This window comes from Pseudarthrobacter sp. W1I19 (assembly GCF_030817835.1).
GTDB lineage: Bacteria > Actinomycetota > Actinomycetes > Actinomycetales > Micrococcaceae > Arthrobacter.
Genome location: NZ_JAUSZR010000001.1, coordinates 492,610 through 515,167, shown reverse-complemented (window position 1 = coordinate 515,167; position 22,558 = coordinate 492,610). Strand labels below are relative to the sequence as shown.

Annotated in this window: 30 protein-coding genes; 20 read left to right on the top strand and 10 right to left on the bottom strand. The window is 63.8% G+C overall.

The features are described 5' to 3' along the window. Positions 1-38 precede the first annotated feature (38 nt). Entirely contained in the window at positions 39-605 is a 567-nt protein-coding gene (locus tag QF038_RS02395; RefSeq protein ID WP_307608399.1) for a GNAT family N-acetyltransferase, read from the top strand. Here QF038_RS02395 and QF038_RS02390 read toward each other — a convergent pair. Further along, the gene (locus tag QF038_RS02390; protein ID WP_307613378.1) at positions 602-1,198 is read right to left on the bottom strand and encodes a DUF1992 domain-containing protein; all 597 of its coding nucleotides are present in this window, start codon (positions 1,196-1,198) and stop codon (positions 602-604) included. The two genes, QF038_RS02395 and QF038_RS02390, sit on opposite strands and share 4 nt — an antisense overlap. Positions 1,199-1,339: 141 nt before the next feature. Here QF038_RS02390 and QF038_RS02385 point away from each other — a divergent pair, with 141 nt between their 5' ends. Continuing rightward, on the top strand, positions 1,340-1,861 hold the full coding sequence (locus QF038_RS02385; protein WP_307608397.1) for a PaaI family thioesterase: 522 nt from the start codon (positions 1,340-1,342) through the stop codon (positions 1,859-1,861). Between the two features lie 63 nt (positions 1,862-1,924). On the opposite strand, the gene QF038_RS02380 is transcribed toward QF038_RS02385, so the two are convergent. Together QF038_RS02380 and QF038_RS02375 are read right to left on the bottom strand one after the other, a co-directional pair. Then, the gene (locus QF038_RS02380; RefSeq protein ID WP_307608395.1) at positions 1,925-2,422 is read right to left on the bottom strand and encodes an SRPBCC domain-containing protein; all 498 of its coding nucleotides are present in this window, start codon (positions 2,420-2,422) and stop codon (positions 1,925-1,927) included. 15 nt (positions 2,423-2,437) lie between these two features. Beyond that, a complete protein-coding gene (locus tag QF038_RS02375) occupies positions 2,438-2,770 on the bottom strand; it encodes a helix-turn-helix transcriptional regulator (protein ID WP_307608393.1) in 333 nt (110 codons plus the stop codon). A 96-nt stretch (positions 2,771-2,866) separates the two neighbouring features. Between QF038_RS02375 and QF038_RS02370 the strand changes: the two genes are divergently transcribed. Continuing rightward, positions 2,867-3,313 carry a hypothetical protein gene (locus tag QF038_RS02370; protein ID WP_307608391.1) on the top strand — a complete coding sequence of 149 codons (447 nt, stop codon included), beginning with the start codon at positions 2,867-2,869 and terminating at the stop codon, positions 3,311-3,313. A gap of 6 nt (positions 3,314-3,319) precedes the next feature. Here the strand turns inward: QF038_RS02370 and QF038_RS02365 are convergent, their stop codons facing one another. The 5 genes from QF038_RS02365 to QF038_RS02345 all read right to left on the bottom strand — a co-directional run bounded on the left by QF038_RS02365 (position 3,320) and on the right by QF038_RS02345 (position 6,042). After that, positions 3,320-4,054, bottom strand: coding sequence for a GAF and ANTAR domain-containing protein (locus QF038_RS02365; protein WP_307608389.1), 735 nt, complete (start codon positions 4,052-4,054; stop codon positions 3,320-3,322). A gap of 108 nt (positions 4,055-4,162) precedes the next feature. Beyond that, positions 4,163-4,387: a hypothetical protein gene (locus QF038_RS02360; RefSeq protein ID WP_091421495.1), complete on the bottom strand. Its 225-nt coding sequence runs from the start codon at positions 4,385-4,387 to the stop codon at positions 4,163-4,165. 2 nt (positions 4,388-4,389) lie between these two features. Continuing rightward, positions 4,390-4,647, bottom strand: coding sequence for a hypothetical protein (locus tag QF038_RS02355; protein WP_307608386.1), 258 nt, complete (start codon positions 4,645-4,647; stop codon positions 4,390-4,392). A 122-nt stretch (positions 4,648-4,769) separates the two neighbouring features. Continuing rightward, the gene (locus QF038_RS02350; protein ID WP_307608384.1) at positions 4,770-5,165 is read right to left on the bottom strand and encodes a hypothetical protein; all 396 of its coding nucleotides are present in this window, start codon (positions 5,163-5,165) and stop codon (positions 4,770-4,772) included. Between the two features lie 85 nt (positions 5,166-5,250). Further along, entirely contained in the window at positions 5,251-6,042 is a 792-nt protein-coding gene (locus QF038_RS02345) for a GAF and ANTAR domain-containing protein (RefSeq protein ID WP_307608381.1), read from the bottom strand. 249 nt (positions 6,043-6,291) lie between these two features. On the opposite strand from QF038_RS02345, the gene QF038_RS02340 reads away from it, so the two are divergent. The 8 genes from QF038_RS02340 to QF038_RS02305 all read left to right on the top strand — a co-directional run bounded on the left by QF038_RS02340 (position 6,292) and on the right by QF038_RS02305 (position 10,950). Next, the gene (locus QF038_RS02340) at positions 6,292-7,020 is read left to right on the top strand and encodes a GAF and ANTAR domain-containing protein (protein ID WP_307608378.1); all 729 of its coding nucleotides are present in this window, start codon (positions 6,292-6,294) and stop codon (positions 7,018-7,020) included. After that, a complete protein-coding gene (locus QF038_RS02335; protein ID WP_307608376.1) occupies positions 7,007-7,297 on the top strand; it encodes a hypothetical protein in 291 nt (96 codons plus the stop codon). The genes QF038_RS02340 and QF038_RS02335 overlap by 14 nt, the downstream gene beginning before the upstream one ends. 160 nt (positions 7,298-7,457) lie before the next feature. Continuing rightward, positions 7,458-8,177, top strand: a complete 720-nt coding sequence (locus tag QF038_RS02330; protein WP_307608374.1) for a GAF and ANTAR domain-containing protein — start codon at positions 7,458-7,460, stop codon at positions 8,175-8,177. Between the two features lie 9 nt (positions 8,178-8,186). Further along, positions 8,187-8,519: a hypothetical protein gene (locus tag QF038_RS02325; protein ID WP_307608372.1), complete on the top strand. Its 333-nt coding sequence runs from the start codon at positions 8,187-8,189 to the stop codon at positions 8,517-8,519. A gap of 168 nt (positions 8,520-8,687) precedes the next feature. Continuing rightward, positions 8,688-9,413 (top strand): GAF and ANTAR domain-containing protein, encoded by a 726-nt coding sequence (locus tag QF038_RS02320; RefSeq protein ID WP_307608370.1) that lies wholly within the window; start codon positions 8,688-8,690, stop codon positions 9,411-9,413. Positions 9,414-9,415: 2 nt separating this feature from the next. Further along, positions 9,416-9,667, top strand: a complete 252-nt coding sequence (locus QF038_RS02315; RefSeq protein WP_307608368.1) for a hypothetical protein — start codon at positions 9,416-9,418, stop codon at positions 9,665-9,667. Next, entirely contained in the window at positions 9,664-10,446 is a 783-nt protein-coding gene (locus QF038_RS02310; protein ID WP_307608366.1) for a GAF and ANTAR domain-containing protein, read from the top strand. The genes QF038_RS02315 and QF038_RS02310 overlap by 4 nt, the downstream gene beginning before the upstream one ends. A gap of 306 nt (positions 10,447-10,752) precedes the next feature. Further along, positions 10,753-10,950, top strand: coding sequence for a hypothetical protein (locus QF038_RS02305; RefSeq protein WP_307608365.1), 198 nt, complete (start codon positions 10,753-10,755; stop codon positions 10,948-10,950). Positions 10,951-11,032: 82 nt separating this feature from the next. Here the strand turns inward: QF038_RS02305 and trxB are convergent, their stop codons facing one another. Then, the gene (gene trxB, locus QF038_RS02300) at positions 11,033-12,034 is read right to left on the bottom strand and encodes a thioredoxin-disulfide reductase (protein ID WP_307608364.1); all 1,002 of its coding nucleotides are present in this window, start codon (positions 12,032-12,034) and stop codon (positions 11,033-11,035) included. A gap of 208 nt (positions 12,035-12,242) precedes the next feature. Here trxB and QF038_RS02295 point away from each other — a divergent pair, with 208 nt between their 5' ends. The 9 genes from QF038_RS02295 (at position 12,243) to QF038_RS02255 (ending at position 21,410) form a co-directional block, all read left to right on the top strand. Continuing rightward, the gene (locus QF038_RS02295) at positions 12,243-13,085 is read left to right on the top strand and encodes a type II CAAX prenyl endopeptidase Rce1 family protein (RefSeq protein ID WP_307608362.1); all 843 of its coding nucleotides are present in this window, start codon (positions 12,243-12,245) and stop codon (positions 13,083-13,085) included. Between the two features lie 47 nt (positions 13,086-13,132). Then, a complete protein-coding gene (locus tag QF038_RS02290; RefSeq protein WP_307608360.1) occupies positions 13,133-13,411 on the top strand; it encodes a hypothetical protein in 279 nt (92 codons plus the stop codon). Between the two features lie 276 nt (positions 13,412-13,687). Next, positions 13,688-15,031, top strand: coding sequence for an ABC transporter substrate-binding protein (locus QF038_RS02285; protein WP_307608358.1), 1,344 nt, complete (start codon positions 13,688-13,690; stop codon positions 15,029-15,031). Further along, positions 15,031-15,924, top strand: coding sequence for a carbohydrate ABC transporter permease (locus QF038_RS02280; RefSeq protein ID WP_307608356.1), 894 nt, complete (start codon positions 15,031-15,033; stop codon positions 15,922-15,924). Before QF038_RS02285 ends, QF038_RS02280 begins: the two co-directional genes overlap by 1 nt. Further along, entirely contained in the window at positions 15,921-16,760 is an 840-nt protein-coding gene (locus QF038_RS02275; protein WP_307608354.1) for a carbohydrate ABC transporter permease, read from the top strand. The genes QF038_RS02280 and QF038_RS02275 overlap by 4 nt, the downstream gene beginning before the upstream one ends. Positions 16,761-16,800: 40 nt before the next feature. Then, positions 16,801-17,883: an ABC transporter ATP-binding protein gene (locus tag QF038_RS02270; RefSeq protein WP_307273427.1), complete on the top strand. Its 1,083-nt coding sequence runs from the start codon at positions 16,801-16,803 to the stop codon at positions 17,881-17,883. After that, the gene (locus QF038_RS02265) at positions 17,880-19,250 is read left to right on the top strand and encodes a glycogen debranching protein (RefSeq protein ID WP_307608351.1); all 1,371 of its coding nucleotides are present in this window, start codon (positions 17,880-17,882) and stop codon (positions 19,248-19,250) included. The genes QF038_RS02270 and QF038_RS02265 overlap by 4 nt, the downstream gene beginning before the upstream one ends. Continuing rightward, positions 19,247-20,182 (top strand): N-acetylglucosamine kinase, encoded by a 936-nt coding sequence (locus QF038_RS02260; protein WP_307608349.1) that lies wholly within the window; start codon positions 19,247-19,249, stop codon positions 20,180-20,182. The genes QF038_RS02265 and QF038_RS02260 overlap by 4 nt, the downstream gene beginning before the upstream one ends. Positions 20,183-20,240: 58 nt before the next feature. Then, entirely contained in the window at positions 20,241-21,410 is a 1,170-nt protein-coding gene (locus QF038_RS02255; protein ID WP_307608347.1) for an ROK family transcriptional regulator, read from the top strand. Between the two features lie 54 nt (positions 21,411-21,464). Here the strand turns inward: QF038_RS02255 and QF038_RS02250 are convergent, their stop codons facing one another. Next, positions 21,465-22,505 (bottom strand): NAD(P)-dependent alcohol dehydrogenase, encoded by a 1,041-nt coding sequence (locus tag QF038_RS02250; protein ID WP_307608345.1) that lies wholly within the window; start codon positions 22,503-22,505, stop codon positions 21,465-21,467. Positions 22,506-22,558: the final 53 nt, after the last annotated feature.

The window sequence follows — 22,558 nt, the reverse complement described above, 5'->3', positions numbered from 1 at the left end:
TCCTCCAACGGCGGCACATCAAGTGGCAGGATTGGCGGGTGATAAGCCTCGAAACAGAGCGGCTGATTCTGCGCCCGTGGGAGCCGGAGGACGCCGGGTTCGTGCTGAACCTCTACTCCCGTTGGGAGGTGCAGCGCTTCATCGGCAACCATCCACAGGTGATGAGGGAATTCGCCGAGGCCGAGGAACGGATCCGCGTATGGCGGACCATGGACCACCCGCTCCACGGCGCCTGGGCTGTTCAGTTGAAAGAGCCACTCCAGCCCAAGACCAGAACACCCCTGGCCGGCACCCTGCTCCTGAAGTCCATCCCGGCGTCGGGCGAAACACTCCCGCTTCAGCCCTCCGGTGATACGGAGATCGGCTGGCACTTCCACCCCGACCACTGGGGTCATGGTTACGCGACGGAAGCTGCTGCCGCAGTCCTTGCCACCGCGCTGCATGGCGGGCTGGACAGGGTGGTGGCGGTGACGGCCCCCGCCAACACGGCATCGCAGAGGGTCTGCCAACGCATCGGGATGACCCGCCTGGGACAGACCAACAGGTACTACAACGCACTCTGCGAGCTCTTCGAAGCCAGGGCGCCCCAGCCCCAGCCGGACTAGCCCGCGCCCTTCCAGAGCCGCTGCCACCACGAACGCGAAGGTTCCGGTTCCGGCGGCGGGGCATCAGCATTCCGGGCGGCACGGCGCTCCCGCCACCGGGAAACCTCCTCCTCCACATCCCGGGTCCTGGTGACCACCGGCGGGCCGCCCTGGAGCTGGCGCCGGGCATCGATGACGCGGCGGTTGAAGTCCGCCAGGAGGTCCCGCACCTGTTGCTCGGTGTACTGCGCGTCGAGCTTGGCGTCCAGTTCGGCGTCCTCAGTGCGGAGCAGGATGGCGGCCGGGCCAAGGCCGCTGATGTTTTCCCGCTGGATGAGGCCCTTGACCCACCAGTCGGGGTCGTAGGACTCCCCCAGACCCGGGATCGGCTTGCCCGCATACTTGAGGTTGTCGAACTTGCCCTGCGCCATCGCGTCCCGCACCAGATACTCAGCCCGGGCGGCGTCGCTGACCTTCTTGCGCTTCTCCCGCTCCTGCGCGTCGAGGGCGTCGAGTGCGGCTTCCTCCTCGGCGCTGATGCCTGCTCCGCGGTAGGACCGGACCTCGGCGGCGCGCTCCAGGCGCTTCCGGAAATCTCCCGCCCCGCCGCTCATTGCTGCCACCGCCTCACGTCGAAATGATGCTTCCTTCCAGTATTCAGAAGGTTCCCGCCCGCTTCAATGCAGGACGCCGTAACCCAAAGCATGGGGCAGGCTTAAGCTGTTCAGGCGGGGCCAGTCGAGGAGGAGTTGCCTATGGATGCCAAGGAATCCGCGGAGCGGACGGAAACGTTCAGTTGGGTGGATCCCCGCGTGGGGCTTGAACAGCTGCCTCGCCTCTCCGGGTTCGACTACCTCTGCAGGATGCGGGACGGGAGCATACCCCGGCCGCCCATGGCGTCGCTGATGAACCTGGCCCTCATCGGGGTGGAACCGGGCCGGGTGGAGTTTGAATGCCGGCCGGGCGAGGCTCACTATAACCCACTCGGGGTGGTGCATGGCGGCCTCGCATGCACGCTCCTCGACACCGTGGTGGGGTGCGCCGCCCACAGCACGTTGCCACTGGGTTTCGGCTATACCTCCATTGATCTTTCGGTCAGCTATCTCCGCCCCATCACGCTCAAGCACACACTTCTGAGGGCGGAGGGCGCCGTGGTGAAGCAGGGGCAGCGCGTCGTCTTTGCGGAGGGCCGAATTGCCGGGCCGGACGGGGAGCTCCTGGCCACCGCAACCAGTTCCCTGCTGGTTTTCGCCGCTGGTCCCCACGAGGCCAAGTAAGCGTACGACGGCGGGAGGTCCCGCCGTCGTACTTTCTACTTGGGTGCCGGGAGGCTTAGCCGGTCAGGCGTTCGCATGTTCGGCGAGGATGGCGTCGATCTGGCCGACGGCCTCCCGCATGCCTTCCTCCATGCCCATCTGGACCATCTGTTCCATCTGCTCTTCCGATTCGAAGGTGGAGACGATGGTCATCCTGGTGCGTCCGCCTGTGTCCTCGAGCGTGACGGTGGCGTGGGTGGTGCCCAGGGACTCGACCGGAGCGCCGTTTTCGTCCGCGAAACCGTCGTCGAACTCCAGCTTGCGGGGAGCCTCGATGGCAGTGAACCGCCACCAGCCGCCGGCCTTTTCACCTTCCGGCCCGGTCATGTAGTAGCCGGCTTTGCCGCCGGACTCGAAATCGAACTGCTCAAAAGTGGCCGGCCAGGTGGGCGGACCCCACCAGCGCTCCAGCTGGCGCGGGTCTTCCCAGAGCTGCCAGACGCGTTCGACTCCGGCGTCGAACTCGGCGACCAGAATGAAGCTGAGCGCCTCAAGATTCTTGGTGGAACTGATAACCGACATTGCAGAACCCTTTCCCTATCCTTCAGCCAGAATGTCGGCGATCCGGCTTACGCGCTGCCGCCAGATCGTCTCATAGTCATCGAGCAGCCGGCGGGCCTTCTGCAACCCTTCATGGTTTCCCCGCACGATCTGCTCCCTTCCGCGCCTCTCCTTCGTTACCAGGGAGGCGCGCTCCAACACCGCCACATGCTTCTGGACGGCGGCGAAGCTCATGGTATAGAGGCCCGCGAGCCCGGAGACCGAGTATTCGCCGGCCGTCACCCGGCGAACAATGTCCCGGCGGGTGGAGTCGGCGAACGCCTGGAAGAGGCGGTCCAGTTCGGTTTCGCTGAGCTGATCTACAACCATTTGGTTGTACGATAATCGCGGATACTGCCCCTGTCAATGATTTTTGCCAGCCTTGATTCACGGCGGCGCGCAGCCTGCGGCGGTATCTTGAAGCCCATGGGCATCTTCCTCGCCGGGGCCGGTCCGGACTATGACGCGTTTCCGGAAGTGTTCAAGCATTTTGTCCAGGCCCTGCCTCCAAGGCAGGGAAAAGATAGTCCGGCCCGGATTGCCGTGGCCGTCCACTCCCGTGACGGGAACCCGCAGGATGCCCTCCGGGCGTACGTCCAGCCGCTCAGGGCACTGGCCTCCTGTGACGTGGTGCCGGTCCTGCTGGGCGACGGAAATCCGGCCGGTCCGGGAATTTTCACAATGGCCGACGGCATCGTGGTGGGCGGCGGGCTGACTCCGGCGGACCAGGCCGTGGCGGTGGACGAAGACACGGCGGTTCTCCTGTCCGGCGCCGGGGCCGAACACTTTCAAGTGATAGGCGGCGGCAACTGCTGTGATATCCGCAGGGCAGGCGAAGGCTGCAGCGTGGCTGTCCGGCCCGCCGGCACCTGACGGGAGCTAAGCGTCGAAGTGCGTCTGGACCCTGGTGCCCTGCAGCTGTTCAACCAGTTCCGTGGCCACGTCCCGCAACTTGCGGTTGCGGTTACTGGAGACCTTGGTCAGGATCTCCATCGCTTCTGATTGCGAGCACCTGTTCTGCGCCATAATGACGCCGCAGGCCAGGTTGATGGCCGTCCTGTGTTCCATGGCCGCCTCAAGGTCCTCCGCCCGGTTCTCAGCGGTTTTGATGCGGACGGAGAGATGAAGGGTGCTGTGCGCAGCGGCACCAAAGCCCACGGCCTTGTCGTAGACATTCGGGGTGAAGACGCCCGGCCTGGAGGCAAAAAAGTTCAGTGCGGCGCTGGCTTCGCTGCTGATTTCCAAAGGCACGCCCAGTGAACTGTAGATGCCTGCCTCCGCGAACCTTTTGTTGAGCTCGGGCCATCGGGAGTCCGAGGCGACGTCGTCGATAATCACCGGTGACATTTCCCTCAGGGCCCTCATGCAGGGGCCATCACCGATGGCCTGCTCAATGTGGTCGAGCCCAATGGCACGATCACTGCTGCCTGCAACGGTAGTGGGCCTGCGCCTCAGCTTGACGGTGACTGCGCATTCGATGGCATCGCCTGCTGCCTCGGAAACCGCTGCTGCTGCCAGTCCCGAGAGTCCCGACAGGAACTCCACTCCGTCTTCGGCGCGCACCAGGATGTCTTGTAGCTGTGCGACCGATTCGTTGTCCGGTGAATTCGACATGCGCCTATCCTATGTCCCGCCCATAGAACGCGGGCGGTGTTGCTCTGAAAGAAACAGGCGGACCGGCTGCCACCCCGCTCTGCAGCCGGCCCACCCCCCGCAAGGCGCCTATTCGGGCACCTCCATCTGGAAACCGCACTGGCAGTGCAGTACCTGCGTTGTCAGGTAGACGTCCAAGGCGTCCTCGAATGGCTTGTCAGTGAAGGCCGGCGCAATGAGCCTGCGCAGCTCGGAGCCCGTCTTTTGCATTGGCTGGCCACAGTGGACAAACTGCCCGCCAAAGGCCAGGACGCCGTCAATGCGGTTCTTGGGACCCTCCGGATTTATGGACATCGTCAGGCCGCGGCAGGGTAGCTGGACAGGATGTAATCGGCCGCTGCCGGGCCCACCATCCGAAGCCTGGTGTCGGTGAGGTCGATGCCGGCGCGGTGCATCGCGGCCCGGAAGGTGACATCCGGTTTGGCTTCCAGACCGTTGATCAGGCACCAACTGACGTAAAGCCCATAGAGGCAATCGGCAGACATGGGGCAGTCGGTATCGAATTCCGGAACGGTGGCTTCAGCAAGGAACTGTGAGAAATGCGAGGCAGCCATGATGGCTCTCTTTCGCTGGTGTGCATCCATCCGCCGTGGTGCTACAGCGGTCACTCCCGAAGGCCCTGCACTAGGTCCGGAAGGGCAGGTCGCCACAAATGTGACGCCTACCACTGAAAAATTTACGCACTCTGCGTGCTTCTGTCCAATGGGACTTTTCCCCTGCCGGCAGCCAAGTCCTTGCCCAGCCAAGCCCGGATCCAGAAAAGCTCGACTGTGGCATCAAACAGGTAGACCCTGCTGATGCGCCCACTCAAGGCGTAATACAAGTCAATTGCAGCGAGCGTTACGGCAGCACCGATGCCGAGTCGCCTTGCAACGGCCGCGCTTTCCCTGTCGGGGGTGGCACGCACTTGTTCAAGGCCGATGGCGATGAGCAGGCCCGATACCGTGCGCACTAGCCATTTATCTGCCTTAGGTCCGCTCACGGCCTCGAAGCTGCGCATATGGACGAGCGGCCACAAGCCGTTGATGATGTAGAAGGTTCCTTGCAGTTTTGCTGTTTTGGAAGGCTGCATCGACGTCCTCGCTCCTTCGAATGGTCCTGTCATGGTCCCCTGCCGCCGGTTAACGCCAGGGCTTATTCGTCGACACTCGCGCAAGTCACTCGTCGAAATGCGTACGCAGGGCGGAATCCGGCGAAACTGATTCGATGATGCCTGCCGCTACGTCCCGCAGCTTGATGTTGCGGCTGTTGGACGCCTTCCTGAGGATGGCCATCGCTGATTCCTGGCTGCAACGGTTCTGTGCCATGATCACGCCGACAGCAATATCGATGGCCGTCCGCGATTTCATCGCGGCCTCCAGATCCTCCTTGGCATCCCTCAACTGGGCGAGGCGCAGTTCAAGCCGCAGCGTCTTGGCGGACTGCTCGCCGAACAACTCCGCACGTGCGATGTCCTCCGGGGAGAATCCATGCACTGCCGTTGAGTAGATGTTCAAAGCGGCCGAGGAATCTCCCTCAAGGTGCAGGGGCACGCCCAGAATTGAACCGACGCCGTGGGCCGAGACTGCCTGCACATATTCCGGCCAGCGCTGTTCCTCTGCCACATCCGCAACGTACGTGGTCTTTCCTGTGCGCATGGCAGTAAGGCATGGTCCGTCGCCGAATGCGTACTGCAGGTCGTCCATGACACGCGCCCTGGGTGTACTGGAGGCGATAGAGACGGGCCGCTTCCGGCGCGCCACCGTCACGTTGCAATGCACCTCTCCCCCGGCGGGGGCCAGGAGGGAAGCCGAGAAAACGGCGAGTTCCTGGAAAAAGTCCTGGGCGTCGTCGGCCTGCAGGACGAGGTCCTGGAGGCGGGAAATGATGCCGTCCTGCATGACGGCGAGAGCGGTGTAACCGTCTGCAGCCCTCGGCAAAGCGTCGGCGGTGTGGGGCAAAGCGTCCATGGCACTTCCTGAAGTCGAGCTTTCAGCCACATCCAGTTTTTCCCGTGCGGCTTAAGACGCCCACTTCCAAACGTTTCCCCAGCCTACATTGAATTCAACCGGTAAAGGGGCAAGCCGGGTTGTCTGACCCGGCGCCGAGGACGACTCGGAGGGTTATGCTGGTTATGGAGTGGGAAAAATCTTTCCGCTCCCGGCCCAGCAGGGGGCATTTCCAAGAACAGCCTCGTCCTGCACAGAAGGTCGGCTACCATGCCACAGCAGCTCCCCCTGGATGAACTCACTCTCGCAATGTCCCGCATCAACGGCCTGCTCCTGACCGAGGAGAAGGTGGATCGCGCTGTCCAACTGCTGGCCGAAGGTATCCGGGATGCCTTTCCCAGCAGTTCGGGTACGGGAGTCTCGCTCATGGACGAACAGGGAAACAGAACCAGTACCGGCGCCACAGATGGCCTTGTCCTGGAGGCAGACGCGGCCCAATACGAGCTCGGCGAAGGTCCATGTATCACTGCCTGGGCCACCGAACGCACAGTGGTGATCCACGATGTCCGCTCCGAAGACCGCTGGCCGTTGTGGTCCCAAGCGGTAAAGGACCTCGCCATCCGGTCAGTCATCAGCGCACCGTTAGTGGCTGGCACGCGTTGCCTCGGGGCTCTGAAAATCTATTCAACCCAGCCCGGCGCGTACGACGCTGCCACTGCCCGGCCACTGGAAAAACTCGTGGTCCCCGCAGCGACGCTGCTGGACAACATCCAGAGCGCTGATGCTCCGCAACGCTTCACCCAGGTCCTGGCCTCTGCCCTGAACAGCCGGGATACCATCAACCGCGCCCAAGGCTTCCTGATGCACCTGCACGGCCTTGACCAGGCCACGGCCCTTCAGCAGCTCGTGGAGCTCTCCAAGGCCAGCAGGCAGTCACTCTTGAACATCAGCACCGAGATCCTCACCGGAACCAAGAGAACCCCTGATGACGGACCATGAAATGAGCGGCCCCGACTCCTCGGCGGGTCTTGAACAGGAGCAAAGCCGGCTCCTGCGCAAAGCCCTGCAGGGCTCCGGCCTCAGGCATGGAGATCTGTGGCTCCGCTACTTCAGCATTGGAGGAACTGTGGGTGAATACGAAGTAGACGCCTACATCCAGTCGCTGTTTTCCCTGCCGCCGGGCCAGCGCGACCTGCTGGCGCATGCTGCAAATGAATTGATCGACGAGCTGCCGCCACTGCCCCGGGCACCGTACCTGCAGGACCTCATCCAATAAAAGGAGCCGCATCGCTGGGAGCCCGCCGAATGCCAGCCCAGGCTGATCGCCTGAACGAGCGCACCGCGGCGCCCTCCCGCCGTCGTACATCCTTCTGAACCGAAGCAGCCTCCCTGTGAGCCGAGGGACGGCAGGAAGGCCTTGGCCCTATGCTGGAACTATGGCGCAGCAACTTCCCCTTGACGAGCTCAGCACGGTGATCGCTCGCATCCAGGGGCTGCTGCTCACCGAGGAAAAGGTGAACACGGCAGTCCGGCTCCTTGCCCAAGCGGCCAAAGAGTCGGTTCCGGGCACCATCGGAGCGGGAGTGTCCCTCATGGATGCCCGTGGACGCCGGACCAGCAGCGGGTACACCGACAGGATTGTGGCCGAGGCCGACGCTACACAATACGAGCGCGGGGAGGGTCCGTGCCTGACCGCCTGGGCCACGGAAAAGCCCGTGCTGCTCGAGGATATCCGGGCTGAAACCCGCTGGCCGGACTGGCGCAGGGCGGTGGCAGGGCTGCCCGTGCGTTCGGTTGTCAGCGCTCCCCTCATCGCGGGCAAAGAGACCATCGGCGCACTGAAGTTGTATGCCGCGGAGCCCAACACCTATAACGAGTCCAGCACCACCCTGCTGCAACTTTTTGCAGCGCCGGCCGCCACGCTGCTTTCGCACATCCAGGCCAGCGAGGCACCCCACAAAATGACCGAGGGCCTGCAGGCCTCCCTGTACACCCGCGACCTTGTGAACCGGGCCTGCGGCGTGCTGATGGAGCGTATGGGCCTGACCCATGAAGCAGCGCTGCAGTGGCTGATCAGGCATGCCCGCGACGAAAACACAGCACTGCAGGACATCAGCGCACGAGTCCTGGCCGGGACGCCGGCATCCGGATCGTAGGCCGTACCCATGGGTTTCGATCCTAATGAACCGGAACAACGGCGCAGGCTCCGTTCGGCCATGAGGGCCGCCGGCATCTCCATATCCGAGCTGTGGCTGAAGTATTTTGGGATGTCCGGAGACGCCGGCGAGTACGAGGTGGAGGCCTACCTGCAGGGGCTGCTGTCGCTGCCGCCCGTGCAGCGCGACCTGCTGGCGCTGGCGGCCAATGAGCTGATTGACGATCTCCCCCGGCCCCGCGCGCCGTATTCTGACGATTTCGACGGCGGTCCGGGTCCTGCCCCTGCCGCATCGGAGATCCGGGAAGATGGCATCGGCCGGCAGGCGGAACCGGACGAGTAGATCAAGGACCGGGCATATCAATAGGTCCGGTACCGGCGTAGTGTCGGTACTAGGAGATTTCGGGATACCCATCAGATCCAGGGGTTGAATGCACAGGTCCGCCGCGTAGAGAGCGGAGGCCGCCAGCCAGGGGCAACTGCCCAGGGCGCACCTATGGATCGAGGGCCCATGGCCCAGGACAGCAGATTTACCACTTTGGACCGGATGCAGGATCTGCTCCTCGAAAGCCCCGGGTTCCCCGAGTTCCTCCTTGGCCTGGCCACGATCTCCGCCTCGCTTCTGGGATCCGATGGCACTGTCACCTGCACCATCACAGTGGAACGCGGCGGAGGAGCTGCAACGGTTGCCAGCAGCAGCGATGAGGGCCGCCGGCTGGATGAAACGCAGTACTCGTTCGGCGACGGACCATGCCTGACTGCCGCACGGCAGCAGCGCCTGGTGTTGATTGCGGACCTGGAAAACGACGAACGCTGGAGCGATTACTTGGAGGCTGCCCTCCAGGAGGGCGTTCGCTCCGTGCTGGCCGTACCCATCCCCACTGACCCCTTCTCGCATGCCGGATTGAACTGCTATGCAGGCACGGCGGGCACCTTCAATGAGGAGACAGTGGGGCTTCTCGAAGAGCACGCCGCCGCCATGTCGCGTGTCCTGAGAATCGCCCTGCGGCTGCACGGAACTGACGCGCATCCAGAGCACCTTCGCGCCGCCCTGAGGTCGCGGGCAGTGGTGGACGCGGCCGTCTCCCTGATCATGCTCCAGCAGCATGGCGGCCGTGAAGATGCCCTGCAGATCCTGCAACTGGCCGCCAAGTCAACCAACCGCCGAATGCACGACATCGCCACTGACATCGTGCACGGAGCCGGACTTCCCGGAACAGAGGGGGACGGAGAATAGAAATGTATCCCTACGGAGCCGATGGTCCCGAAGGATCGGATTTTGCCGCCGAAGTACGGCGGGGCACAGCGGAGCGTTTCCGGAAGACCGACCTTCCGCTGGCCAAATTGTGGACCTATTACTACGGGCTGGGCGGCGGAATCGACGAGATGTCACTGGACGCCTATCTTCATGAGGCACTTGACATCCCGTCGGGTCAGGTTGCCTTGATCGCCATGGCCATGACGGAACTGTTGGAAGGCGAATCGCTATGACCAACCAGGAGTCCGGCGCCGGAAACTTCAGCATCGTGCCGCAGGCGGCCCCGGTTCCCGTCCCGGACGTGGAGACGCGGCTGAAGGAACTGGTCCTGAACAGCAAGGATGTGGCCGGCTTCCTTACCGATCTGGCGCTGATTGCCGCTGCCCGGCTGTCCTCCCCGGGCAACCGGATCCACAGCGGCGTGACGGTCATGCGGCGCAAGAGGCCCCAAGTTGTGGCCAGCAGCGACGCGGCAGCCCGTGCCTTGGACGAATTGCAAAACGGGTACAGGGACGGCCCCTGCCTGACCGCCCTCCGGAACCGAACCACGCTCCTGGTTCCTGATCTGGCCGCAGAGCGCCGCTGGGCCCACTACACCAAGGCCGCCCAGGAGAACGGTGTCTCATCCATCCTTGCCGTGCCGCTGGACCTGGCCGGTGAGGCCGAGGCCGTGATGAACTTGTATTCCGGCTGCAGCAACGGATTCACGGACGAGGACATTTCCACGGCGGAAGCGTTCGCCAACCAGGCGGCGACTTCGCTGCGCCTGGTTCTTCGCATCGCCCAACTCAACGAAGCCCGGAATGACCTCGCAGTCGCCATGCAGTCCCGCACGGTGATTGACATGGCCATCGGCGCCATCATGGCCGAAAACAGGTGCAGCCGGGACGCGGCCTTCAAAATCCTCACCAAGGCCTCCAGCACACGCAATATCAAGCTGCGGGACGTGGCAGCGGCCGTCATCGCTTCCATTTCGGGCGAGAAGCAGATCGATACCTACTTCGACGAATAGGCGTACGGCTACGCCGCCCCTACTGCCGTGATGAGAATCACTTGCAATAATTGCCGTTTCGGTTGAGGCACTTCGCCGACTCTGGGCACTATGGAAAAGCAGGGCCGCCAGCGACGGGCTCACGCTCGCGACGGTTCGGTGTGCTTGGTCACATCACCCCTGCACCGGTTGCTAATACTCAAAGCAGCCTGCACCATGGAAGCAAGGGAATGCGCTTTCCCACCTGCAGTCCGTCCTCATCGACGAGGACACGGTCCGGGCAAAGAAGATTCCGGGCCGCCCACCGCATGAAATGGAAGTTGAATAATGACGTTCGATGCCAATGACTCCGTGACCCTCAAGATCTGGGACCGGTCAGCCCTCCACCACACGCTTGACGCCGCGGTGAGTGACCTCTCGGCCCGCCACAACACCACCACGTGCCGCATTGCTGTCACCTGCAGCGGGCCCAACACGTTCACGTTGAGCGTCCGCGGCGAGGACCGGGCACTGGCCTCCGTCTAACTCGCGAAACAAAACTGCAGCGGACGACGGCGGGAGGTAACCGCCGTCGTCCGCTTCAGTTGACTGCCCTCCCGGAAGTCCCTCAGCTGTGGGTGGGTTCCTCCACCAGGGCTGTGGCGATGCTGTCTGCGTCATTCAGGGCGGCCAGGTAGCGTTCGGCATCGAGGGCGGCGGCGCAACCGGTGCCGGCGGCTGTAATGGCCTGCCGGTAGCGGTGGTCCACGGCGTCACCGCAGGCGAAAACGCCGGACAGGTTGGTGACAGTGGTGGGTGCATCCACCTTGATGTAGCCGTCCTCGTCCAGGTCCACCTGCCCGGTCAGCAGTTCGGTGCGCGGGACGTGACCGATGGCGACGAAAATCCCCGTAGCGGCCTGATGCCGCGTCTCCCCCGAACGCGTGTCCCTCAGCGTCACCCCGGAGACCTTCCCATCACCGTGGATCGCCGTAACTGCGGAGTTCCAGGCGAACGTGATCTTGGGGTTGTCCTTTGCGCGCTGCGCCATGATCCGGGACGCACGCAGCTCCTCGCGGCGGACGACGACGGTGACGGACTTTCCGAACCGCGTCAGGAACATCGCTTCCTCCATGGCCGAGTCACCGCCGCCGACGACGATGATGTCCTGTTCACGGAAGAAGAACCCGTCGCAGGTGGCGCACCAGGACACCCCGTGGCCGCTGAACTTCTTCTCCTCCGGCAGGCCGAGTTCCTTGTACGCCGAGCCGGTTGCGAGGATGACTGCCGGGGCCCGGTGGGTCTCACCGCCGCCGGTGACCACAGTCTTGACGTGACCCTTCAGCGAAACTTTCGTGACGTCGTCGAACACCACCTTGGCGCCGAACTTCTCAGCCTGTTCCTGCAGCCCGTCCATGAGCTCGGGGCCCTGGATGCCGCCCGGGAAGCCGGGAAAGTTTTCCACCTCCGTGGTGTTCATCAGCGCGCCGCCCGCCGTGACGGATCCGGCCAGCACCAAGGGTTCCAGGCCCGCACGGGCGGCGTAGATGGCGGCGGTGTAGCCGGCGGGGCCGGAACCGATGATGATCAGCTGTTCGGTTGCGGGTTGGTGGTTCGCATCAATGGTCACGGCGGGCTTCCTTTGCTTTCGGGCGTTCGGGAACAGGCTTCCGGGTGTCCGGGTGCTGACCCGTTTATCGAGGGACTCGTGGGTCAGCGGCCGGCGGGATACGGTTTTAATTGTGTGCGTTAATGTGCGCGCGGCTCCTACAGAATCTACGCGGACGGCAAGGAAAAGTGTGGCATCACGTCGGAACACCAGTGGGAAGGAAGAGTCCATGACGCAGCCTTCTGCCCAAGCCCGCCTGCACCAGGCGCGGCCCACTGGGCTGAGCCGTGCCTCGCTTAATGTGATCCCGGCGGTGCTGGTCTCGGCGTCAGGCTTTCTGCTGTTTGTCCGCGAGGACCGCCTTTCCGGCTTCCTGCTCCTGGCCGCCGCCCTTGTACTGGCCGCAATGATCAACCGCCGGTTGCTCATCGACCTGGCACTGATCGCCGTTGGGTTGACCGCGATGAGCCTGGTGCCCATCACCACGGACATCAGCACCGGACATATGGCCGTGATGGGCACGGCGATGATTCTGGCCGTTGGTATTCCGTACGTCGTTTCGCGGTTCATCAACAAGGAGCATGCCATCCGGTTCCCTGTCCGGACCGGGGAGCCGTGGACCCGCGCCGAGAAGTGGTATTTGCCCGCGGTCCTGGTGATCGGGTACGCGCTGATGCCGGTCTATATGATCCGGACCGGCGTCTACAACAACTGGCCTGCCGTCAGCGACCCGGAGGGCATTGCCAGGCTTTTCCTGGGGACCAACGTGCTGGGCATCTGGGATGAGCTGTTCTTCATTTGCACGGCATTCACGCTCCTGCGCCGGCACCTCCTGGACTGGCAGGCCAACCTGCTCCAGGCCGTGCTCTTCACATCCTTCCTGTGGGAGCTGGGATTCCACGCCTGGGCGCCGTTCTTCATCTTCCCGTTTGCGCTGCTGCAGGCGCGGCTGTTCACCATCACCAGGTCGCTGTCCTACATTGTGAGCGTGCATCTGCTGTTCGATTTCGTGCTGTTCCTGGTGCTGATCCACGCACACAACCGGGAATGGATCGACATCTTCCTGTACTGACATCTTTTGCTCTCGACGGGCACTGATGCGGCGCCCATAGTTGAAGCGTGCAGACACCCGACCCTGAACTTCAGGCCCTGCGGCAGCGTGCGGCGAACGGTGATTCCGACGCCGTGGATGAACTGGTTGAACGCGCCGCCGAACGCGGGGACCTGGCCGAACTGCGGCGGCTGGCGGAGTCCGGCAGCAGGGACGCGGCGGACCAACTGGTGGAAACCGCCGGCGAACAGGGCGACCTTGATGAGCTCCGGCGCCTGGCCGCCGCAGGCAACTCGGACGCAGCCGACGTGCTGGCAGAACTCGAAGAGGAATCGGGCAGCGAATAGCCCCTGCCGCTAACGAGGCTTTCGCGGATGCAGGCGAAGGCCTGAGGTGAGATGCGCGGGAAATCCCGCGCGACGTGGATGGCGTTGTTGCCGCCGCATTGCTGCTGCCGGCTGCACCCTCGACACCACGAGAGGCTCCCCGGATCCCAGGTGGAGACCTGACTTCTTTGCATGCAGCAAGAGACCCCGCCCTCGACGGGGGTTGACAGGCTGGATCTTATGTCTAATGCTTAAACGAAAGTTTGTGCAGTGGCGCACACTCGATTGGAGCAGTCAATGAAAGACATGTATTTCCAGCCCAAGCACACCTCGATGTCCCGCAGAAGCCTCCTTTTGGCCGGACTGGGAACGGCCATGTCAGTCCCCTTCCTGGCTTCCTGCGCTGGTTTTGATACAAGTGGCGCGGCCGCCGGGGAAGGGACTGTCGGCTTCCTTTCCACACAGTTCACGCCCGTTGAGGAGAAACAGCGGTATGAGGCGGTGCTGAAGAAATTCGCGAAGGCACCGGTCGCATACAACTCCGTGGATCCGGGCGTCTTCTCCTCCACTGTCAGCACCCAGGCTTCCGCCGGCAACATCAAAACCTCCCTGCTTGGCGGGCTGCACGGTGAGCTCGCCCCACTCGCCGAGTCCCTTGAGGATGTGGACAACCTGCTCCGCGATCTTTCCGGCCGTGGTTTCACCAAGGAGATGCTCGAGCTGACGAAAGTGGGCGGCTCTACATCCCGCTACGTCCCCTGGATGCAGGCCACATACGTGGTGGCCGTGAACAAGAAGGCCCTTGAGTGGCTGCCGCCCGGAGTGGACGTCAATGATCTGACCTATGAGGGTTACCTTGCGTGGGCGAAGGCAGCACAACAAGGCGCCGGCCGCCCTGTTTTTGGCATGCCCGCTGGCCCCAAGGGCCTGCATCACCGCTTCTACCAGGGCTTCCTGCTGCCCAGCTTCACGGGTGGCCAAATCACCACATTCCGGAACGAGGACGCCGTCACAGCCTGGACCTACATGCAGGAGTTGTGGTCCGCCCTGACCCCTGCATCCACCAACTACGACAACATGCAGGAACCCCTGGCGCGTGGCGAGGTGCTGGTGGGATGGGACCACGTTGCGCGGCTGGTCAATGCACCAGCCAACAACCCGGAAGAGTGGTTGATGGTCCCCGCACCGCGAGGCCCCAAAGGCCGCGGATACATGCTGATCATCGCCGGCCTCGCACTGCCCAGGAACGGCAAGGACAGGGACCTGGCAGAAAAGGCCATCCGTGCCCTGTCCGAACCCTTGTCCCAGATCGAGACACTGCGCAGCAACGCCTTCTTCCCCGTTGTCCAGACGGAACTCCCCTCGGACTTGACGGGAGCCATTGCGCTGGAAGCCGCCGCCGTCCGGCGGCAGCAACGATCTGAAGGCGCACTCCTTGCCCTTCCCCCGGTGGGGCTGGGAGCGAAGGAAGGCGAAGTATCCCAAATCTTCAAGAACTGCTTCCAGCAGATTTGCCTGGAAAACCGCCCCATCCGGCAGGTCCTTGATGCCCAGGCGACACAGCTCAACACCATCCTGCAGGGTTTGAATGTTCCGTGCTGGGCACCAGATCCCATCTCAACGAAGTGCGAGGTAGCGTAATGGCCGTCGAGGCACCACCCACTCACGCCGAAACCCTGGCCCCGCCCCGCCGGCGCAAAATACCGCCCGCGATCCTGCTGATTGCCCCTTCGGTGGTCTTTATGGCGCTTCTTCTTGGCTGGCCCGTTATCCAGGGGATACTCCAGGCTTTCCGTGATGAAAACGGCTTCACGCTGGACTTCGTCGCCCGGATGGTCCAGGACCCCTACTTCTGGCCTGCCGTGCGCAACACCCTGTTGCTCATCGTGGTGATGATTCCGCTGCAGTTCGCGTTGGCGATCGGCATGGCGCTAATGCTGCGGACCAATCCCCGGTTACACAAGGTCCACTTCTTTGTCTGGGCCATACCCCTGGCACTCAGCGACCTTGCAGCGGGACTCGTCTGGCTCGCAATCTTCAACGATCGTGGCTACCTGAACTCGATCCTGTCATGGTTCGGCATCGAAGGCGGCTCCTGGCTGGCCTACGACAACCAGGCGAGCATGTTCATGTGCGTCCTGATCGCTGAACTCTGGCGGGCAACCTCGCTGGTGCTGATCATCGTGGTGGCAGGCCTGCAGGGCATTCCCAAGGACTACGACGAAGCCGCCCAGGTTTTCGGCGCCACGTTCTGGCAGCGGCTGCGGCACGTGACCCTGCCACTGTTGAAGCCGAGCCTTCAGGTCGCCCTCATTCTCCGGACAATCCTCGCCTTCCAGACGTTTGCCGTGGCCCAGGCCCTCACCGGACAAAACTTCCCCCTTGTGGTGGGCGAGACCTACCGTTGGTACACCGGCCTGCAGAACCCCAACGTCGCCGCTGCGCTGGCACTGGTCATCCTCGTCGTCTCGATGCTGACGTCGATCTTCTACCTGCGGGCACTCCGCGACAAAAACCAGGGAGGGCTCCGATGAGCACACCAGTGGACACAACCCCCATCGCGCGGCAGAAACGCAACCGCTTCCTGCTCCAGGCCGCCTGCATCGCCGTCTCACTTTTTATGCTGGTCCCCATCTACCTGATCTCGCTCGCGGCGTTGTCCACGAGGGACTCCCTCAACCAGTTTCCGTTGTCGCTGCTGCCCACCAACCTGTCCGTTGAGACGCTCAACGCGTTCCTTGGGTCCACCGGGATCTTCGGAGCCCTGGGCAACTCGCTGATCGTTGGGCTGGGAACACTGCTCCTCGCCGCTGTTATCGGTGTTCCCGCCGGATATGCGCTTGCCCGCTACACCTTCAAAGGCAAAGACCCCTACCAGCTGTTCCTGCTCTTCACCCGCGCCCTTCCCATCGTGGTCCTCTCCGTTCCCTTGGCCAGGCTCTTCCTGACGGTGGATATCTACGACACGACGTACGCCGTGATCCTGCTGCACACCGCGCTTGCCTTGCCGACCACAATCCTCATCTCGGCCAGCGTTTTCCTCAGCGTGCCCATCGACGTGGAGGAGGCGGCGAGGCTCTTCGGCTGCACACCGCTTGGAGCCTTCGCCAGGGTGGTCCTGCCCATGGCGCTGCCGGGCCTGGCGGCGGCGTCCATCTTTACGTTCGTTATGTCCTGGAATGAGGTCCTGGGCGCCTCCATCCTGACCCTGGACCACCGCACATTGCCTGCCCAGGTGCTCAGCTCATTGTCCGACTCGCCACTGGCATACCGGTTTGCCGGCGGCTTTGCACTGGTGATCCCGTCCATCATCTTCATTGCGCTGATGCGCCGTTACCTCACCAACATGTGGGGCTCAACCATCCGTTAGGTCCGCCCGACCTACCACCGCACTTCAGAAGGAGCCGATCGTGGCTGATATCCAGATCTCCAACCTCGTTAAGACCTATCCGGGCGGATCCGAACGGGCCACCGATGACGTGTCCCTGCAGATCCAGGACGGCGAATTTACTGTCCTCCTGGGCCCCTCCGGCTGCGGCAAGACAACCCTGCTGCGCATGATCGCCGGGCTCGAACTTCCCGATTCGGGCTCCATCTCCATCGGCGGCCGGGACGTGACCTACCTGCCGCCCAACAAGCGCAACCTGTCCATGGTGTTCCAGTCCTACGCAGTGTTCCCCCACCGCAAAGTCCGTTACAACATCGGTTTCGGGCTGCGCATGGCAAAAGTGCCCGCGGAGGAAATCGAACGCAAGGTGCAGTGGGCGGCGGACCTGCTGCAGCTGGGCCCGTACCTGGACCGGCTTCCCGCCAACCTGTCTGGCGGCCAGCGCCAGCGCGTCGCCGTCGCCCGGGCCATTGTCATGGATGCCGACGTCCTGCTCATGGATGAGCCGCTCTCCAACCTGGACGCCCTGCTGCGGCTGACCTTCCGGTCGGAACTGAAAAAGATCGTCCAGGACCTGGGCACCACCACCGTGTACGTCACTCACGACCAAAGCGAGGCGTTGTCCCTCGGTGACCAGGTGGCCGTGATGCGCAAAGGCCGGATCGCCCAGCTCGGCGACCCGCTGGACGTCTACGATGCACCGGCGGACCGCTTCGTGGGCGGCTTCATCGGCTCTCCGCCCATGAACTTCATGGATGCCGCAGTGAGTCACGACGGCGGGACCCTTGTCCTGGGCGAACAGCAGCTTATGGCGCCGTCCATCCTGCGGTCCTTCGCCGGAAGGAACGTCCTGCTGGGCGTCCGGGCCGAAAACGTGACGGTGAGCAACGAGCGTTCCTCGGGAGACGTCGCGGCCACGGTCCTGGTGGTTGAACCAATGGGCTCAACCATTCTCCTCACGGTAGAAGTGGACGGCCACACCCTGAAAGTCCAGGCGCCGCCGACGTTCCGCACGGCACCCCACAAGACGATCTGGCTCGGCTTTGCCCCCAACACCATGCGCGTCTATGACCGCGAAACCTCGATGGCTCTGGAGGCCAATTGAACCCCGTCACTTCCGTTTCCAAGGAACAGCTCCGCAGCGCCGCCATTGAGGTCCTGCGCCTCAATGACCTCGGCACCATGACCAGCGCCGCGCCGAACCTCTACCCGCACATGTGGAGCTGGGATGCGGCGTTCGTAGCCATAGGACTGGCCCGTACCAGCGTCCCGCGCGCCGTTACCGAGCTGCGTACCCTGCTCAAGGCCCAGTGGGCAACCGGAATGATCCCGCATATTGTGTTCAGCGACAATGACACCGGCTATTTTCCCGGCTTTGACCGCTGGGGAACGGCGAACGCGGCAGCCCTGCCCCCAGGTGTGAAGAGCAGCGGAATCTGCCAGCCCCCGGTGCACGCCATCGCGCTTCGCCATATCGTTGACCGCGGCCGGGAAAATGGCGGCGCGGACCAGGCAGCAGCCGAAGAGTTTCTTGCCGAGTCCTTTGACGGCTGGCTCGCGTGGCACCGCTGGCTCGCCACGGTCCGGGACCCCGACGGTGTTGGCCTCATCGAGATCCACCACGGCTGGGAATCCGGCTTCGACAATTCCCCCCGCTGGGATGGACCTTACGCTCGCGTGGTTCCCGGCGACGTCGCCCCCTTCACACGGCGGGACACCCTGCACGTGGCGGACGTCAGCGAACGGCCGGACGATGCCGAGTACACAAAGTACCTCTGGCTGGTCCAGCAGATGTCGGATGCAGCCTTCGACGACGACGCGGTACAGCAAGTGGTCCACTTCCGGGTGCGGGACGTGTTCTTCTCCGCCATCATGGCCGCCTCCAGTGCAGTTCTGGCCGACCTTGCCGATGAAATCGGGAAGGGCGGGGAAGCTGAAGAACTGAGGCTGATGGCTGCCCGCTTCCAGGCCGGAGTGGCATCAACTGTGGATCCCTCGACCGGCCTGGCCCGGGACTACGACGTGCTGGCCGGAGAGTGGATCGGCACCGAAACCATCTCCGGTTTTGCCCCGCTCGTTTCCGGCGGAGACCCGGACCTCCTGGCCGCCCAGCGCAAGCTGCTGCAAGGACCGCGATGGATGGGCTTCCCGGACCTCCGGTTCCCGCTGCCGCCGTCGACCTCGCCTGCAAGCGACGCTTTCAGGCCCCGGACGTACTGGAGGGGGCCGGTGTGGCCTTTCCTCAACCTCCTGCTGGGCTGGGCCGCTGCCAGGGACGGCGAAGCCGGGCTTTACAGCCAGCTCAGGTCGGCTTCGCTTGAACAGCTGGCCGATCTGCAGTTCGGGGAGTACTACGAACCATTAACCGGCGAACCTTTGGGGAGCCTTGCCCAGGCCTGGACCGCGGCTGCTGCCCTGGAGTGGATGGGAGCTGAGCCTGCTCCGGGACAATCCGGAGAGAACCCCCAATGAACTCAATTCCGGCGTCCCAGGAAAGAATCATCGTGGGGCTGGATATCGGCGGCTCGAAGACGCACGGTGTCAGGGTCGACGGCGGCCGGGTCACCCGGGACGAGGTTGCGGGGAGCGCCAACGTCCAGAACGTGGACAAGTCCACTGCCAGTCGAAACCTTGAAGGGCTTATGTCTGCCCTTGGCGGCGTGGAGGCTGACGAGGTGTATGTCGGGGCCGGCGGGATCGACACTGAACAGGACGCCGCCAACCTCCGGAAGCTCATTTCGCCATATGCTCCACGCGCGAAGGTAGAAATTGTCCACGACACCAGACTGATCCTGGCAGCAGCAGGCCAGGACGTGGGGATGGCGCTGATCGCCGGCACGGGCTCCGCCGTCTGGGGAATCAACCATGCCGGTGAAGAAGCCAGGAGCGGGGGCTGGGGCTACCTGCTGGGCGACGAAGGCAGCGGTTACTGGTTCGGACGGGAAGCTGTACGCCACAGCCTCCGGCAGAACGATCTGGGCCTTCCGCCGGACGAGCTTACACGGCTGCTGCTGTTCGAGTGCGGGCTGGAACACGCCGCAGAGCTGATCAGCCACTTCCACACCAACCACGACCGACGCTACTGGGCGCAACGGTCCGGGGCGGTTTTCGAGGCGGCGGGCCGCGGGCACGTGCTCAGTCAGGCCATCATCCGCGAGGGCGGATGGCATTTGGCGGACCAGGTGGTGCAGGTTGCCCGGCGCCTCGCCCTGATTGGGCCGGTGGTAGTCGGCGGCGGGCTCGGAGTCCACCAGCCTGCGCTTGTGGAAGCTCTGAATGTCCACCTGGCCGGGGAAGGCCTGCCCGCCGCCCGGCCCCTCGCGGTCGAGCCGGTTTTTGGTGCCTTCCACCTGGCCGGCGCCCTCCTCGCCGCCGACGCCGTGCCGGCCACTGGAGTTCCCTGAGCCTGTGGGGAAGTAGGCTTGTAGACCGGGAAAGGGGGCGGCTGTGACAGTTGAAAGAATGCCTGCGAGTCTGGGCGGGGCAACCTCGCATGGGCATCTTCTGGAGCTGATCCGTTCGGCAGACGGACTATCGCGCCAGCAGCTGCTGTCGACCACCGGAATGTCGCGTGCCACGCTTTACGAACGGCTGGATACACTCACCCGCCGCGGCTACATCTATGAGGCGGAACCCCTCACTTCCACGGGCGGCCGGCCTTCCCGGAAGATCCGTTTCGAGGACCGCGGGCGCGTTGTCCTGGCGCTGACTCTCGGCCAGACCCACGGCACCGTGAGTGTCACCGACACCACCGGCCGCCAGTTGCGCGCCGAGACCTTCCAATTGGACATCAGTGCGCCGGCGGACTCGGTCCTGACCCCTTTGTTGGAAGCAGGAAGGAAACTGTTGGAACAGGGCACCGGTGAGACGCTGCTTGGTGTTGGCGTCAGCCTTCCGGCACCAGTGGAGGCCGGAACCGGGCACGTGAAGCATCAGACCACCATCCCCGGGTGGTCCCCCGATTCAGTGGTGCAGGCAGTCAAGGCAACCTGGGACCTGCCCCTGGTCATTGAGAACGATGCCCGTGCCGCAGCCTTGGGCGAAAGGGCAAGTGACGCTGAGACTGTCGTCTATGTCAAGGTAGGAACCGGCATCGGCTGCGGCATCGTGGTGGAAGGTTCCATCCTCCGCGGCGCCCATGGATCTGCCGGCGACATCGGCCACATCCGTATGTCCTCCGAGGGCCCTCTCTGCCGCTGCGGCCGTCACGGGTGCCTGGCCGCCTACAGTTCGGGACGCGCGCTCAGGGACAGGCTTGCCCATCTGGGTCTGACGAAAATCGACGACATCAGTGCTGCAGCAGGGACGGAAAACCCGGAGGTCCAGGATGCCCTTGCTGATGCTGCCGACGTGCTTGGCCGGGCTCTCGCAGCCACCGTCACCACCCTCAACCCCGACCGCCTGGTGCTGGGTGGACAGATCGGTGCCCTGCCCGGGTTTGTGGAAAAGGTGTCCTCCCGTGTCCTCACCGATGTGGTGGAGCGGATCGCCGAGGGCATGGTGGTGGAGGCCGGCCATCCGGAGGACCTCGCCGCCTGCCACGGGCTCACCACCCTCGTTGTGCGGAAGATCTTCGCCCCGGATGCTGTGGACCAGCTCTTTGGTGACGACGCGGAAAGCTCCGGCGATTAAGCCCGACGGCGGCCCGCCCCTTGGGAGCCGGCCGCCGTCGAACGCTTTTTGGTACTAGAGGGTGGCGGTGTCGATCACGAAGCGGTAGCGGACGTCCGAGGCCAGGACGCGCTCGTAAGCGTCGTTGATCTTTTCTGCCGGGATGACCTCGATCTCGGCGCCGATGCCATGCTCGGCGCAGAAGTCCAGCATCTCCTGGGTTTCACGGATGCCGCCGATCATGGATCCGGCGAAGGACCGGCGTCCGCCGATCAGCGCGAACGCGTTCACCGGGAGCGGCTCCGCGGGGGCGCCGACGTTAACCAGGGCGCCTTCCAGGGCCAGCAGCTGCAGGTAGGAGCTGATGTCGATCGAGGCGCTGACGGTGTTGATGATCAGGTCGAAGGTGCCGGCGAGCTCCTGGAAGGTGTCCTCGTCGCTTGTGGCGTAGTAGTGGTCCGCGCCCAGGCGCAGGCCGTCCTCCTGCTTCTTCAGCGACTGGGACAGGACCGTCACGTCAGCACCCATGGCGTGGGCGAGCTTGACGGCCATGTGGCCGAGTCCGCCGAGGCCGACGACGGCGACCTTCTTGCCGGCACCGGCGCCCCAGTGCCGCAGGGGTGAGTACGTGGTGATGCCGGCGCACAGCAGCGGGGCGGCGACGTCGAGGTTCAGGCCTTCCGGAATGCGCACCACGAAGTCTTCGGTCACCACAACATGGCTGGAGTAACCGCCCTGGGTGATGGTGCCGTCGCGGTCAACCGCGCCGTAGGTGCCCACCATGCCCTTGAGGCAGTACTGCTCCTCGCCCTTCAGGCAGTTGGCGCACTCCTTGCAGGAGTTGACCATGCAGCCAACGCCCACCCGGTCGCCTACTGCGTGCTTCGTGACGGCGGAACCCACCTGGGTGACGATACCGGCGATCTCGTGGCCGGGGACCAGCGGGTACTGCTGCGGGCCCCAGTCGCCGCGGACAGTGTGGATGTCCGAGTGGCAGATGCCGGCGAACTTGATCTCGATCAGGACATCGTGCGGGCCCACCTCGCGGCGTTCGATGGTGGTGGCAATGAGGTCCTCTGTGGCGGACGGGGATGCATAAGCTTTGACGGTAGTCATGGCTCTCCTGTTGTTCTTGGGGGTTCTCTAGAATGCTAGCGGGGTCACAGGCC

What these genes read in the sequence shown, in the direction of transcription:
- QF038_RS02370 (WP_307608391.1), top strand. Translation starts at nt 2,867, where the DNA reads ATGGGCATCTTCCTCGCCGGGGCCGGTCCGGACTATGACGCGTTTCCG.
- QF038_RS02320 (WP_307608370.1), top strand. Translation starts at nt 8,688, where the DNA reads ATGGCCCAGGACAGCAGATTTACCACTTTGGACCGGATGCAGGATCTG.
- QF038_RS02390 (WP_307613378.1), bottom strand. Translation starts at nt 1,198, where the DNA reads ATGAGCGGCGGGGCGGGAGATTTCCGGAAGCGCCTGGAGCGCGCCGCC.
- QF038_RS02315 (WP_307608368.1), top strand. Translation starts at nt 9,416, where the DNA reads ATGTATCCCTACGGAGCCGATGGTCCCGAAGGATCGGATTTTGCCGCC.
- QF038_RS02375 (WP_307608393.1), bottom strand. Translation starts at nt 2,770, where the DNA reads ATGGTTGTAGATCAGCTCAGCGAAACCGAACTGGACCGCCTCTTCCAG.
- QF038_RS02380 (WP_307608395.1), bottom strand. Translation starts at nt 2,422, where the DNA reads ATGTCGGTTATCAGTTCCACCAAGAATCTTGAGGCGCTCAGCTTCATT.
- QF038_RS02255 (WP_307608347.1), top strand. Translation starts at nt 20,241, where the DNA reads ATGCCTGCGAGTCTGGGCGGGGCAACCTCGCATGGGCATCTTCTGGAG.
- QF038_RS02360 (WP_091421495.1), bottom strand. Translation starts at nt 4,387, where the DNA reads ATGTCCATAAATCCGGAGGGTCCCAAGAACCGCATTGACGGCGTCCTG.
- QF038_RS02280 (WP_307608356.1), top strand. Translation starts at nt 15,031, where the DNA reads ATGGCCGTCGAGGCACCACCCACTCACGCCGAAACCCTGGCCCCGCCC.
- QF038_RS02335 (WP_307608376.1), top strand. Translation starts at nt 7,007, where the DNA reads ATGACGGACCATGAAATGAGCGGCCCCGACTCCTCGGCGGGTCTTGAA.
- QF038_RS02355 (WP_307608386.1), bottom strand. Translation starts at nt 4,647, where the DNA reads ATGGCTGCCTCGCATTTCTCACAGTTCCTTGCTGAAGCCACCGTTCCG.
- QF038_RS02305 (WP_307608365.1), top strand. Translation starts at nt 10,753, where the DNA reads ATGACGTTCGATGCCAATGACTCCGTGACCCTCAAGATCTGGGACCGG.
- QF038_RS02260 (WP_307608349.1), top strand. Translation starts at nt 19,247, where the DNA reads ATGAACTCAATTCCGGCGTCCCAGGAAAGAATCATCGTGGGGCTGGAT.
- QF038_RS02285 (WP_307608358.1), top strand. Translation starts at nt 13,688, where the DNA reads ATGAAAGACATGTATTTCCAGCCCAAGCACACCTCGATGTCCCGCAGA.
- QF038_RS02385 (WP_307608397.1), top strand. Translation starts at nt 1,340, where the DNA reads ATGGATGCCAAGGAATCCGCGGAGCGGACGGAAACGTTCAGTTGGGTG.
- QF038_RS02310 (WP_307608366.1), top strand. Translation starts at nt 9,664, where the DNA reads ATGACCAACCAGGAGTCCGGCGCCGGAAACTTCAGCATCGTGCCGCAG.
- QF038_RS02365 (WP_307608389.1), bottom strand. Translation starts at nt 4,054, where the DNA reads ATGTCGAATTCACCGGACAACGAATCGGTCGCACAGCTACAAGACATC.
- QF038_RS02295 (WP_307608362.1), top strand. Translation starts at nt 12,243, where the DNA reads ATGACGCAGCCTTCTGCCCAAGCCCGCCTGCACCAGGCGCGGCCCACT.
- QF038_RS02250 (WP_307608345.1), bottom strand. Translation starts at nt 22,505, where the DNA reads ATGACTACCGTCAAAGCTTATGCATCCCCGTCCGCCACAGAGGACCTC.
- QF038_RS02350 (WP_307608384.1), bottom strand. Translation starts at nt 5,165, where the DNA reads ATGCAGCCTTCCAAAACAGCAAAACTGCAAGGAACCTTCTACATCATC.
- QF038_RS02345 (WP_307608381.1), bottom strand. Translation starts at nt 6,042, where the DNA reads ATGGACGCTTTGCCCCACACCGCCGACGCTTTGCCGAGGGCTGCAGAC.
- QF038_RS02325 (WP_307608372.1), top strand. Translation starts at nt 8,187, where the DNA reads ATGGGTTTCGATCCTAATGAACCGGAACAACGGCGCAGGCTCCGTTCG.
- QF038_RS02340 (WP_307608378.1), top strand. Translation starts at nt 6,292, where the DNA reads ATGCCACAGCAGCTCCCCCTGGATGAACTCACTCTCGCAATGTCCCGC.
- QF038_RS02275 (WP_307608354.1), top strand. Translation starts at nt 15,921, where the DNA reads ATGAGCACACCAGTGGACACAACCCCCATCGCGCGGCAGAAACGCAAC.
- QF038_RS02330 (WP_307608374.1), top strand. Translation starts at nt 7,458, where the DNA reads ATGGCGCAGCAACTTCCCCTTGACGAGCTCAGCACGGTGATCGCTCGC.